This window comes from Photorhabdus sp. HUG-39 (assembly GCF_963878365.1).
GTDB lineage: Bacteria > Pseudomonadota > Gammaproteobacteria > Enterobacterales > Enterobacteriaceae > Photorhabdus > Photorhabdus kayaii.
On the sequence record NZ_CAWNWY010000005.1, the window covers coordinates 130,788 to 143,815 of the forward strand.

At 41.5% G+C, this 13,028-nt stretch carries 10 protein-coding genes and 1 pseudogene; 8 read left to right on the plus strand and 3 right to left on the minus strand.

From position 1 onward, the window contains the following. Positions 1-30 precede the first annotated feature (30 nt). Positions 31-230, minus strand: a pseudogene (locus AAC155_RS05710) (DUF2498 family protein); the annotation flags it as partial. A gap of 351 nt (positions 231-581) precedes the next feature. Between AAC155_RS05710 and topA the strand changes: the two are divergent. Together topA and cysB are read left to right on the plus strand one after the other, a co-directional pair. After that, entirely contained in the window at positions 582-3,185 is a 2,604-nt protein-coding gene (gene topA, locus AAC155_RS05715) for a type I DNA topoisomerase (RefSeq protein ID WP_113041369.1), read from the plus strand. A 304-nt stretch (positions 3,186-3,489) separates the two neighbouring features. Then, complete coding sequence (gene cysB / locus AAC155_RS05720; protein WP_113041370.1) at positions 3,490-4,464, plus strand: HTH-type transcriptional regulator CysB; 975 nt, start codon at positions 3,490-3,492, stop codon at positions 4,462-4,464. Between the two features lie 50 nt (positions 4,465-4,514). On the opposite strand, the gene AAC155_RS05725 is transcribed toward cysB, so the two are convergent. Further along, positions 4,515-5,342 carry a hypothetical protein gene (locus tag AAC155_RS05725; RefSeq protein WP_113041371.1) on the minus strand — a complete coding sequence of 276 codons (828 nt, stop codon included), beginning with the start codon at positions 5,340-5,342 and terminating at the stop codon, positions 4,515-4,517. Between the two features lie 266 nt (positions 5,343-5,608). Between AAC155_RS05725 and acnA the strand changes: the two genes are divergently transcribed. After that, on the plus strand, positions 5,609-8,284 hold the full coding sequence (gene acnA / locus AAC155_RS05730; RefSeq protein WP_113041372.1) for an aconitate hydratase AcnA: 2,676 nt from the start codon (positions 5,609-5,611) through the stop codon (positions 8,282-8,284). A gap of 92 nt (positions 8,285-8,376) precedes the next feature. Here acnA and ribA read toward each other — a convergent pair whose 3' ends face one another. Continuing rightward, entirely contained in the window at positions 8,377-8,973 is a 597-nt protein-coding gene (gene ribA, locus AAC155_RS05735) for a GTP cyclohydrolase II (protein WP_112872302.1), read from the minus strand. A gap of 414 nt (positions 8,974-9,387) precedes the next feature. On the opposite strand from ribA, the gene AAC155_RS05740 reads away from it, so the two are divergent. The 5 genes from AAC155_RS05740 to AAC155_RS05760 all read left to right on the plus strand — a co-directional run bounded on the left by AAC155_RS05740 (position 9,388) and on the right by AAC155_RS05760 (position 12,988). After that, positions 9,388-9,699: a LapA family protein gene (locus AAC155_RS05740; protein WP_112872300.1), complete on the plus strand. Its 312-nt coding sequence runs from the start codon at positions 9,388-9,390 to the stop codon at positions 9,697-9,699. 6 nt (positions 9,700-9,705) lie between these two features. Further along, entirely contained in the window at positions 9,706-10,875 is a 1,170-nt protein-coding gene (gene lapB / locus AAC155_RS05745) for a lipopolysaccharide assembly protein LapB (RefSeq protein ID WP_112872301.1), read from the plus strand. 44 nt (positions 10,876-10,919) lie between these two features. Beyond that, positions 10,920-11,666, plus strand: coding sequence for an orotidine-5'-phosphate decarboxylase (gene pyrF / locus AAC155_RS05750; RefSeq protein ID WP_011146655.1), 747 nt, complete (start codon positions 10,920-10,922; stop codon positions 11,664-11,666). Continuing rightward, entirely contained in the window at positions 11,656-11,982 is a 327-nt protein-coding gene (gene yciH, locus AAC155_RS05755) for a stress response translation initiation inhibitor YciH (protein WP_113041373.1), read from the plus strand. The genes pyrF and yciH overlap by 11 nt, the downstream gene beginning before the upstream one ends. Positions 11,983-12,382: 400 nt before the next feature. After that, positions 12,383-12,988 carry a TetR/AcrR family transcriptional regulator gene (locus AAC155_RS05760; protein WP_113041374.1) on the plus strand — a complete coding sequence of 202 codons (606 nt, stop codon included), beginning with the start codon at positions 12,383-12,385 and terminating at the stop codon, positions 12,986-12,988. Positions 12,989-13,028 lie beyond the last annotated feature (40 nt).

The following is a 13,028-nucleotide window of genomic DNA, read 5'->3' on the forward strand; positions in this document are numbered from 1 at the left end:
GCCTATTCGTTGCTCAATAAATTTTTGTTATTAATTTTCGAGATAATATGGTTTCGACAGGGTATGCGTCAGGTGTTTGAACATATTGAAAATAGCAGTACTTTTTACTGTGGGTAAACCATTTTCCATTAGAAAAAATTCACCATTAATACTAATACATTTCCTTTTTGTTTTACGCTACTTATATACATACCATGAATAAAATCTTCACGTTGGCGGATAATATCGCTGGCTTTTTTTAGTCATTGTTCACCTTTAATCGGTGTTGTTCTGTTTCGTCTATTTCTATCCTTAATCAAAAATAATTTGTTGCGCATCATTTTTTATCAGGTAGAGTGTGAACTTTTCATCATGCAGATGGAAGATTTTGTTTACGGTGATCACTTCATTCATTTGCATAGAGCATGGGCGGTATCTAAAATACCTTAGATAATTCAATATGTTTCGAGTTTGGGAAAATCAACTGAATAAAAATAAGTTGATATATTGAGAATCTATCGCAATATAAAAAGAGGTTTTAAATACCGTGATATGGCGCAGTGAATTCCACCATCTGAAAAGATAATTAGGTAAAGATAACTATGGGTAAAGCTCTTGTAATAGTGGAGTCCCCGGCAAAGGCCAAAACAATCAACAAATATTTGGGGAGTGACTACGTGGTGAAATCCAGCGTTGGTCATATCCGTGATTTGCCGACCAGTGGCTCAGCCAGCCAAAAGAGTTCGAGCTCATCTACCGATAAGTCTAAGAAGAAGGTTAAAAAAGATGAGAAAGCTGCATTAGTCAACCGTATGGGCGTTGATCCATACCATGGTTGGGAAGCGAATTATCAGATTTTGCCGGGCAAAGAGAAGGTCGTGGCAGAGCTAAAATCACTGGCTGAAAAAGTTGATCATGTTTATCTCGCAACGGATCTTGACCGAGAGGGAGAAGCCATTGCATGGCACTTGCGGGAAGTGATTGGCGGTGATGGCGATCGTTTTAGCCGGGTTGTTTTTAATGAAATCACTAAAAATGCCATCAAACAGGCATTTGATAATCCGGGTGAATTAAATATTCACCGGATAAATGCTCAACAAGCTCGCCGTTTTATGGATCGAGTCGTGGGTTATATGGTTTCTCCGCTACTGTGGAAAAAGGTTGCTAGAGGGCTCTCTGCCGGTCGTGTGCAATCGGTGGCGGTACGCCTTGTAGTAGAAAGAGAGCGTGAAATTAAAGCGTTTGTACCAGTAGAATATTGGCAATTACATGCTGATTTGCTGGCGAAAGGCGAAATTTCACTGCATATGGAAGTGACCCATCAGCAGGGTAAACCGTTTAAGCCAGTTAATAGTGAACAAACTCAAGCCGCCGTCTCTTTACTGGAAAAAGCCCGTTACAAAGTGCTCGATCGTGAAGATCGTCCAACCTCCAGTAAACCGAGTGCGCCGTTTATCACATCTACGTTGCAACAGGCGGCCAGCACGCGTTTAGGGTTTGGTGTTAAAAAGACCATGATGATGGCTCAGCGTTTGTATGAGGCCGGATATATTACTTATATGCGTACTGATTCAACCAATTTGAGTCAGGATGCGCTGGATATGGTTCGTGGTTATATCAGTGATAATTTTGGCGATAAATACCTGCCAAAAGCAGCCAATACTTACAGCAGTAAAGAGAATTCACAGGAAGCGCATGAAGCGATTCGTCCTTCCAGTGTTGATATCATCATGGCAGAGCAACTGAAAGATATGGATGCGGATGCACAGAAGCTGTATCAGCTAATCTGGCGTCAGTTTGTGGCTTGTCAGATGACACCGGCGAAATACGATTCCACAACATTGACGGTACAGGCGGGTGATTTTGAATTGCGTGCCAAAGGTCGTACATTGCGTTTTGATGGCTGGACAAAAGTGATGCCTGTGTTGCGCAAAGGTGATGAAGACCGCACGTTGCCGGTTGTTGAAATGGGTACAGAACTTGATTTGCAACAACTGCTCCCAAGCCAGCACTTCACCAAACCACCGGCACGTTACAGTGAGGCATCCCTGGTTAAAGAGCTGGAGAAACGCAGTATTGGTCGCCCATCCACTTATGCTTCCATTATCTCCACGATTCAGGAGCGTGGTTATGTTCGCGTGGAGAGTCGCCGTTTCTACTCGGAGAAAATGGGAGAAATTGTTACTGATCGTCTGGAAGAAAATTTCAACGAGCTGATGAGTTATGATTTTACTGCGCGAATGGAAGATCAGCTTGATCAGGTTGCAAGTAACAAAGCCGAATGGAAAGGGATTCTGGATGAGTTTTTCACAGATTTTAGTGAACAGCTAGACGTCGCCAATAAAGAGCCGGAAGATGGCGGTATGCGGCCTAATCCGATGGTAATTACCTCTATTGAGTGCCCGACATGTCAGCGCTCTATGGGCATTCGAACAGCGACCACTGGCGTTTTCTTGGGTTGTTCTGGTTATGCGTTATCACCTAAAGAGCGTTGTAAGCAGACGATAAACCTTATCCCTGAAAATGAAATTCTTAATGTCTTAGAAGGGGATGAGGCGGAAACAAACGCATTGCGCGCCCGTCGTCGCTGTAAAAAATGTGGTACAGCGATGGACAGTTACCTTATTGATAGCCAACGTAAGTTACATGTTTGTGGTAATAACCCGGCTTGTGATGGCTACAAAGTGGAAGAGGGTGAATTTCGCATTAAGGGATATGACGGTCCTGTTATCGAATGTGATAAATGTGGCGCTGAAATGCACTTGAAAATGGGGCGTTTTGGTAAATACATGGGTTGCACCAATGAAACTTGTAAAAATACCCGCAAAATCTTGCGCAGTGGGGAAGTCGCGCCGCCAAAAGAGGATCCGGTTCCGTTACCAGAGCTTCCTTGTGAAAAATCTGATGCCTATTTTGTATTGCGTGATGGTGCAGCCGGTGTATTTTTAGCAGCAAATACTTTCCCTAAATCTAGAGAAACCAGAGCGCCGTTGGTAGAAGAGTTAGCTCGCTTTAAAGAGCGTTTGCCGGAGAAATTACGCTATCTGGCTGATGCGCCTGTGGCGGATGCTGAAGGTAATAAAACAGTTATCCGTTTTAGTCGTAAGACTAAACAGCAATATGCTTCTTCAGAGAAAAATGGCAAGGCAACGGGGTGGAGTGTGTTTTATGTTGATGGGAAATGGGTTGAGAAAGACAAAAAGTAACCATTTCTGACAGAATCAACACTCTCTTTTTCTTAGAAAAGGGATTATTTTCTTCTATTAAGCCAACCTTATAGGTTGGCTTTTTTCGCCTATTGGCATTATCTTAAAATATATGAATTAGAATCCGGTTAAACATTCATTATGAATTTTTAATTATTCGTTATATAAATATATAATCGTGTTATAGTGGTTATATGCGACAACAATATTATTTCTATTCGTTATAATAAATAGCAAACAGCAATATCAGTCCAGGTTTCTAAGTCATAATTGTTCACAGCGTTTATTTTGGGATGGTGTTTATATGAAATTGCAACAGCTTCGTTACATCGTGGAGGTGGTAAACCACAACCTCAATGTTTCATCTACGGCAGAAGGACTGTATACCTCTCAACCCGGGATCAGTAAGCAGGTCAGAATGCTTGAAGATGAATTAGGTATTCAGATTTTTTCCCGTAGTGGTAAACACCTGACGCATGTTACTCCCGCAGGTGAAGAGGTTGTCCGAATTTCTCGTGAAGTATTATCTAAGATTGATGCAATACGGTCAGTTGCTAGTGAACATACTTATCCGAATCGTGGTTCGCTATATATTGCCACTACTCATACACAGGCCCGTTATGCATTACCTCCTGTGATTAAAGGCTTTATTGAACGTTATCCTCAGGTCTCTTTACACATGCATCAGGGGTCGCCAACACAAATTGCTGAAGCTGTCAGTAAAGGTAGTGCTGATTTTGCTATTGCAACTGAGGCGCTGCATTTATATGAAGATTTGATAATGTTGCCTTGTTACCATTGGAACAGGACGCTGGTGGTCACGTCGAATCACCCGCTGGCAGGTAAAGAGAGTGTTTCAATTGAAGAATTGGCTGAATATCAACTGGTCACTTATACATTTGGTTTTACCGGTCGTTCTGAGTTAGATGTTGCATTCGATAAAGTGGGTTTAAAGCCTAAAATTGTTTTCACTGCGACGGATGCTGATGTCATTAAAACTTATGTCCGGTTAGGATTAGGTGTGGGGGTTATTGCCAACATGGCGGTTGATCCGGTGCAGGATAACGACCTTGTTTGCATTGATATGCGTGATAAATTCAGCTACAGCACAACTAAGATTGGTTTTCGTCGCAGTAGTTTCTTGCGCAGTTACATGTATGATTTTATGTGGCGTTTTGCGCCTCACCTGACGCGTGATGTTATTGATCAGGCAGTTGCTTTACGCTCAAATGAAGATATCGAAGTCATGTTCAAAGATATCAAATTACCAATCGTATAATGAAATAATTAGGGAGCGAATGATTGCTATTGGCTCCCTAATTTTGCTTATCAGATGGGTTCAAACTCACCACTGAAGAAATCATCAGAATCTTCTATTGATATTTTTCTTTGTTTATTGATGAAATTATCAAAACTGGCTTTAATCTCAGGATTTTCGAGCGCCTCATAGTCTAAAACCGATATTAAGGATGAATACTCAAAATCAATATTGATATTTTCATTAGAAGCACAACTTGATAAAAAGTTTGAATTAGTGCTATCAAAATTAACTCGATAGAGTTTTAGTTTCGGAATATATACGGTCTTCTCTCCTACAATCAAGGTATCGATAGCAATCGTTAGTGTCACAGTAGAATAGAAGCCTTTATTTTTCCGTATGCCTAAACGAATCGTTTCCCCTTGCTTGGTAAGAAACTTAGCGAAATCTGGCAGCATATCTGTATTTTCGAATACAACCACATTCATAATGAAATTAAGGAAACTTTGTGAGATGCTTAAACCATTTAATGAATCGGTGTAATTTTTAGATTCAACTTTGCTAGTACCCATTAGAGGTAATTTGTTAACGACTTTAGTCCAAAAGTCCATATCTGTTTTATATTGCTCTCTATACTTTTCCGCGTATTTATTGACATAATTGGTTGCAATGGAGGAGAGTGCAATTAATGTTTGACTTAAGCTATTAGTTTTATCTATGACTTCTGGTTTATCAGATAATTGTTTGGCTATAATGAACTGAACTAAACCATCCTTTTCATTATATTTATTGGTATTTTCTATACTAAAATAAGCATCGTCGATGTGAAAGAACGTATTAGCTTCATTGATTTTTGCGATATGTTCCTGATTATTTGTAATTGCGTTTTTTATATCCATTATTTTTTCCTTGTTTTTTTATTGATAATTTGAATCCAATTGAATTGTTAGCGGGTTAATTCTAGCTGATTATCATTCGATTGTTTACCCGACTAAATTATCAAAATTTATTACTGAAATTCTGATAGATACACTGAATTGATTCATTGTGCGGTAATGGGAAACAAATATTTGCTTATATGTTATGTTTAATTTGTGCCATTATCATTAATGGCTAGGCACTAAGGTAGTTTTGAGTTATGCCAGTATAAGAAGAAGGAGGAGTTATGTCGTTTGATTTAAAAAAAGTTTGTGTTTCAACACTTTCCGCTGCAAGTAAACAATATGATTATTACAGCTTACCACTGGTTGCTAAACATTTGGGTGATATTTCCCGTTTGCCCAAATCACTGAAAGTTCTTCTGGAAAATCTTCTTCGCAATATCGATGGCAATTCTGTTGTTGTTGATGATTTGAAAGCAATTGTTGATTGGCAAAATACTGGTCATGCAGACAGAGAAATTGCTTACCGGCCAGCACGTGTATTAATGCAGGATTTCACCGGGGTGCCTGCCGTTGTTGATTTAGCGGCCATGAGAGAAGCGGTTCAGCGCCTTGGTGGTAATGTTGAACAAGTTAATCCACTATCACCCGTTGATTTGGTTATTGACCATTCAGTTATGGTGGATAAATTTGGCACGGAAAAAGCCTTTGAACAAAATGTTCAATTAGAAATGGAACGTAATTACGAGCGTTATCTCTTTCTGCGTTGGGGGCAAAAAGCTTTTAACCGTTTTCGTGTTGTCCCGCCCGGAACCGGGATTTGCCATCAGGTAAACCTGGAATACCTGGGTAAAACGGTTTGGCATGAAATGCATAACGGACGAGAGTTGGCTTATCCTGATACCTTGGTTGGTACCGATTCTCATACCACCATGATCAATGGTCTCGGTGTTCTAGGATGGGGTGTGGGCGGTATTGAAGCTGAAGCGGCCATGTTAGGACAACCTGTTTCCATGCTTATTCCTGATGTGGTGGGTTTTAAACTTACCGGTAAGTTACGCGAAGGAATTACTGCAACAGACCTTGTATTGACAGTGACTCAGATGCTGCGTGCCCATGGTGTGGTCGGGAAATTTGTTGAATTTTATGGAGATGGGTTAGCTGATTTGCCGCTGGCAGACAGGGCAACCATTGCCAATATGTCACCGGAATATGGTGCAACTTGCGGTTTCTTCCCGGCAGATGATATTACCCTGAGCTATATGCGATTGACAGGGCGTACAGAACAGCAGATTGAGCTGGTAGAAGCTTATTGTAAGATCCAAGGATTATGGCGAAATCCCGGTGATGAACCGGTATTTACCAGTAGTCTTGAACTGGACATGTCGACGGTGGAAGCGAGCCTCGCTGGACCGAAACGTCCACAAGACAGGGTGGCTTTAGCGCGAGTACCTCAAGTATTTCAATCATCCGTTGATCTGGAAATGAATAAACCCGAGGGGAAAGCCATCTCAGCGCCAGTTAATCTGGATAATCAGCAGTATGAGTTAGAAGAGGGGGCTGTTGTCATTGCTGCAATTACTTCTTGTACCAACACATCTAATCCCAGTGTGCTAATGGCTGCGGGGTTATTGGCGAAAAAAGCGGTTGAGAAGGGGCTTAAACGCCAACCGTGGGTGAAAACCTCACTGGCGCCCGGCTCGAAAGTGGTGACAGATTACCTTGAATTGGCGGGCTTGATGCCTTATCTGGAGAAACTGGGCTTCAATCTGGTTGGTTACGGTTGCACAACTTGCATTGGTAACTCTGGGCCATTGCCTGAATCGATTGAAACGGCGATTAAGCAAGCTGATCTTACCGTCGGTGCCGTCCTTTCTGGCAACCGAAACTTTGAAGGCCGTATCCATCCTCTGATAAAAACTAACTGGCTAGCATCGCCGCCGTTAGTCGTGGCCTATGCTTTATCCGGCAACATGAAAAAGGATTTGACTAAAGATCCTCTTGGTCAGGATCAACAAGGCAATGATATCTATTTGAAGGATATCTGGCCTGATAGCAAAGAAATTGCTAAAGCCGTTGATCAAATTAAGGCTGATATGTTTCACAAAGAGTATGCGGAAGTCTTTGATGGTGATGAAATATGGCAGTCGCTGGATGTTGCGAGTTCTGCAACTTATCACTTCCAGCTTGATTCTACTTATATTCGCCACCCACCATTCTTTAGTGATATGACAGCAGAGCCTGAAGCGATAACGGATATTCACGGCGCGAATATATTGGCTATTCTTGGGGATTCTGTAACCACGGACCATATTTCTCCGGCGGGGAATATCAAAGCTGATAGCCCGGCAGGGCGTTATCTTCAAGAACATGGGGTTGAACCTAAGGATTTTAACTCTTACGGCTCAAGGCGCGGCAATCATGAAGTCATGATGCGCGGAACGTTTGCCAATATCCGTATCCGTAATGAGATGATTTCTGGTGTAGAAGGAGGATATACCCGCCATATTCCGTCACAGACACAATTAGCGATTTATGATGCAGCTATGCGTTATCAGGAAGAAAAAACACCATTGGCTATCATTGCGGGCAAAGAATATGGTTCTGGTTCGAGCCGCGACTGGGCAGCGAAGGGGACTCGGTTATTGGGGGTTAGGGTGGTGATTGCGGAATCATTTGAGCGTATTCACCGTTCGAACCTGATTGGTATGGGGGTATTGCCATTGGAATTTTCTCAGGGCGTAAATCGTAAGACATTAAATCTGCGAGGTGATGAGACAATTGATATTGAAGGGATGAATGACCTCAAGCCGGGACAGATTGTTCCGGTGAAAGTGACTTATTCGGATGGGCGTCAGGAAATCATTAATGCTCAGTGTCGTATTGATACCAGAACTGAATTAGATTATTTCCATCACGGTGGTATCTTGCACTATGTTATTCGTCACATGTTGAAATAATTTTTATACCCGTTATCCATAGGGTATACATCATACTAAAGACGGCACTGATTTATTTAGGCGCCGTCTTTTCCAGCTAGCTTACTGAGAAACTAATTTTGCTCAGGTAACAAATGACCCATTTTTCTGGCTTTGGTATCCAAATAATAAGCATTTTTAGGATTCCGGCCGGTAATTAATGGAACACGTTCTACAATATTAATACCTGCTTCGGTCATAATTTCCACTTTTTTGGGATTATTTGTCAGCAGACGAATAGCTTGAACACCGAGTAATTTATACATATCTGCACATAAGGTGAAATCACGCTCATCGGCGGCAAAACCTAACTGATTGTTAGCTTCTACAGTATCGATACCGTTATCCTGTAACGCGTAAGCACGAATTTTATTGATTAAGCCAATATTACGACCTTCTTGTCGATGATAAAGTAATACACCTCGCCCTTCTTTAGCTATTTGAGCAAGGGCGGCTTCAAGTTGAAAACCGCAATCACAACGTAGACTAAACAGGGCGTCACCGGTCAGACATTCTGAATGGATTCTGGAAAGAACAGGTTCATTGCCAGAAATAGTACCGTATACTAATGCGACATGATCTTGACCTGTGGCGATTTCTTCAAAGCCGACCATTAAAAAATCACCCCAAGGAGTGGGTAACTTGGCCTCAGCGACTCGTTTTAATTGCATTTTATTGTTCATATGTTGATTCAGACTCGTTACAAGACATAGATGTGAAAAACAATACCGGTCTGGGAAATCAGCGGACACTGCGTAAAAGATTTTCTCTGATTATCATGCGGCTATATCTTGCCATATTTACCGCAAATTATCTGTCAAAAACTTTCAAATAATCATATATAAATGACAGTTATAACACTAGGTCGCGTCGTCGCTCAGAAAAATGGCGGTTGATTAACGACAAAAAGGATTTGGCGGTGTCATTGCTTCTTATTTACACTTAATCGATGGGAAGATATCGTAAAAAAGCTGAAAGACGCATTTATCATGATAAATTGCTTCCTTTATCCAGACTGGAAATGCTAATTTAATGAGCCGTTATCCAGCATAATGTCCAAGCAACAATAGATAACAGGAAAAAATGTGAAATATTTTCTGATTTTATTACTGGTATTGGTGATCTTTGTCGTCTCGATGACTCTTGGATCAAATAACGAACAGATTGTTACATTTAACTATCTGATTGCTAAAGGGAATTACTCTATATCTACACTTTTAGCTGTATTATTTGCTAGCGGTTTCGTGTTAGGTTGGGTTATCTGTGGATTATTTTATCTTCGTGCTCGTTTGTCGTTAAGAAGAGCTGAACGCAAGATTAAGCGACTTGAAGCGCAACTGGAGCAACCTGTTGAACCTTCGGTTACTCATTCATCGCTTGCACTTAGCAAGGAATAAACCCCTATGTTAGAGCTGTTGTTTCTGTTGCTTCCTGTGGCCGCTGCTTATGGCTGGTATATGGGGCGCAGAAGTGCTCAACAGGATAAGCAACAAAATGCCGATCGCTTATCACGAGAATATGTTACCGGGGTTAACTTTCTCCTTTCAAACCAGCAAGATAAAGCCGTGGATCTGTTTCTTGAAATGCTTAAAGAGGACAGTTCTGCTTTTGAAGCGCATTTGACTTTGGGGAATCTATTCCGTTCCAGGGGAGAAGTAGAGCGGGCTATCCGCATTCATCAATCTCTCATGGAAAGCGCTTCTCTGACATTTGATCAGCGTTTGCTTGCGACGCAACAATTGGGCCGCGATTATATGTCTGCGGGTTTGTATGATCGTGCTGAAAATATGTTCGCTCAATTGGTGAATGAAAAAGATTTTCGCCAAAATGCATTTCAATCGCTGCTGGCTATTTATCAGGCAACCAGTGATTGGAAAAAAGCCATTGATATTGCTGAGAAATTAGTCAAATCCGGCAAACATGATTTACGGGAAAAAATTGCGCATTTTTATTGTGAACTCGCTTTACAGGAGATGAGCGGTGATGATCTTGATGAGGCTATCAGTTATCTCAATAAAGCAGTTCAGACAGATAAAAACTGTGCCAGAGTTTCTATCATGTTGGGGCGTCTGTTTATGGCCCGGCAAGAGTACAATAAAGCGGCGGATGCTTTAAAATCTGTTCTTGAGCAGGACAAACAATTGGTGAGTGAGGTGTTACCTATTCTCCAGGAGTGTTACCAACATCGGAATCAGCTTGATGAATGGGAAAATTTCCTGAGACGTTGTGTCGAAGAGGATTGTGGGGCAACGGCTGAGCTTTTGCTGGCTGATATTATCGAGCAGCAAGAAGGGCATGAAGTCGCGCAAACTTACATCAATCATCGATTGGAGCGTCATCCGACCATGCGCCTATTTTATCGCTTGATGGATTACCACCTGGCCGAAGCAGAAGAGGGTCGGGCGAAAGAAAGTATTATCTTGCTACGGGACATGGTTGGTGAGCAAATTCGCACCAAGCCTAATTATCGCTGCCATAAGTGCGGCTTTACTTCTCATTCGCTTTACTGGCACTGTCCATCATGCCGTTCGTGGGATTCTATTAAACCGATCCGTGGATTAGATGGTCAGTGACAGTGTCACCATAATATTGCTTTGTTAGTCAAAAAGGTTAAAAAATGACATCTCATACCTTAACATCGTTCGGTAGACAGATTAGCTCGCCTGTCATTGTTGCTTTAGATTACGACAATCAGGATACGGCGCTGGCTTTTGCCGATAAAATTGATCCACAGGATTGCCGTCTGAAAGTAGGTAAAGAGATGTTTACCTTACATGGTCCGCAGTTTGTTAAGTTGCTGCACCAACGTGGTTTTGAAGTATTTCTAGATTTGAAATTCCATGATATTCCTAATACCACCGCCAGAGCGGTAGCTGCCGCTGCTGAGATGGGGGTTTGGATGGTAAACGTACATGCTAGTGGCGGCACCAGAATGATGACAGCGGCGAAAGAGGCGCTGCTGCCTTATGGTCATGATGCTCCATTGTTAATTGCTGTCACGGTATTAACCAGCATGGAACAATCGGATCTGCAAGGTATTGGGATTGATATGACACCAGCGCAACAGGCTGAAAGGTTGGCAAAACTGACTCAGGCATGTGGGCTGGATGGTGTGGTTTGTTCTGCACATGAAGCTCAGCAACTGAAAAAGGTTTGTGGTCAGCATTTTCAATTAGTTACTCCCGGAATTCGCCCGACGGGCAGTGATGTGGGTGATCAGCGCCGTATCATGACGCCAGAACAGGCGGTATTGGCTGGCGTTGATTATATGGTCATTGGCCGTCCGATTACCCGTGCCGCCGATCCTGCGGCCGCATTGCGTCAAATTAATCAATCTATTGCGGGAGTGATTAATGCAAGATAATAATTCGCGGTTGGTCTATTCCACAGACAGAGGGCGTATTCAGGAAGAAACGGTTGAATCTCAGCGTCCAAAAGGGGATGGCATTGTTCGTATTCAGCGTCAAACCAGTGGCTGTAAAGGAAAAGGGGTTTGCGTGATTACCGGGATTGATGCTGATGATCAGACGTTAGCTAAGCTGGCGGCTGAGTTGAAGAAAAAATGTGGCTGTGGTGGTTCAGTGAAAGAGGGTGAGATCGAAATTCAGGGCGATAAAAGAGAATTATTGAAACAGTTACTCGAAGCCAAAGGTATGACAGTTAAATTAGCTGGTGGTTGATATACCCGTTATCTTTCAAGTCCATAGGGTATAGAAGGGCGGATATTCGCCCTTCATTCATTTTACTCCTGAGTCTAATTATTGGTAGTGTTTTAAGATATTTGTTAATAATATTCTTAATCATTTTAATTAGAAATAATTCACAATAAAGAGATAAAATAGATTATTGTTAATATTCTATGAAAATAATATTTTGATATTATTTTCCCCTCTTAAGGATAGTAATATAATTAATATTATTTCTTCATTATTTCTTCATTTCTCTGATAAGATCATTATTAAAAGGCATTTTCGTATGGGAATGAGCAACTTTGATGATAAAGGCGATGAACATTAATAATTACTTTTTAAATCATAGAGATAACAATTTAAATCTATTTTTTCAGTAAAGAGGTTGACTGTGGAGAATGATCGTTCTACCATGAAAAACATGGAAGGTGAGCAGGCGTCCAACATCAGGGAAAACATGTTGGATGTTGTAGAGGAATTAATTTACACAAGGGGGATTGCGGCGACGGGTATCGATCTGATAACGCGCACGACAGGTTCTTCACGTAAGACAATTTATCGTTATTTTGGTACGAAAGAGGGGTTGATTGAAGAAGTTCTTCGTCGGCGAGATGAACGATGGATGCGGGGGTTTACCGCATCAATAGCTGAATATAAAACACCTAAAGAGAAATTGCTGAATATTTTTTTGGTATTACAAAGATGGTTCGCGAGTGATGATTTTAGAGGATGTGCATTTATCAATACATCCGGTGAGCGCCCTAATCCTGATGATCCGGTAAGAATAATTGCTAAGGAACATAAAGAGAAAGTTTTTACTTACGTGCTGTCTATTTGTAAAGAAATATCGCCGGATTCATCAGTGGATTTAGCGAGGAAGCTCCTGCTCTTAATAGAAGGCGCTATTACCACTGCGCATGTGATGAATGATACACATTATGCTTTAGAGGCGATGAATATTGCCGAGGCATTGCTGAATAAATACGATGTGAGTTAATGGAAAATTTAATTAGGAGACAATATGTCTAATATATACC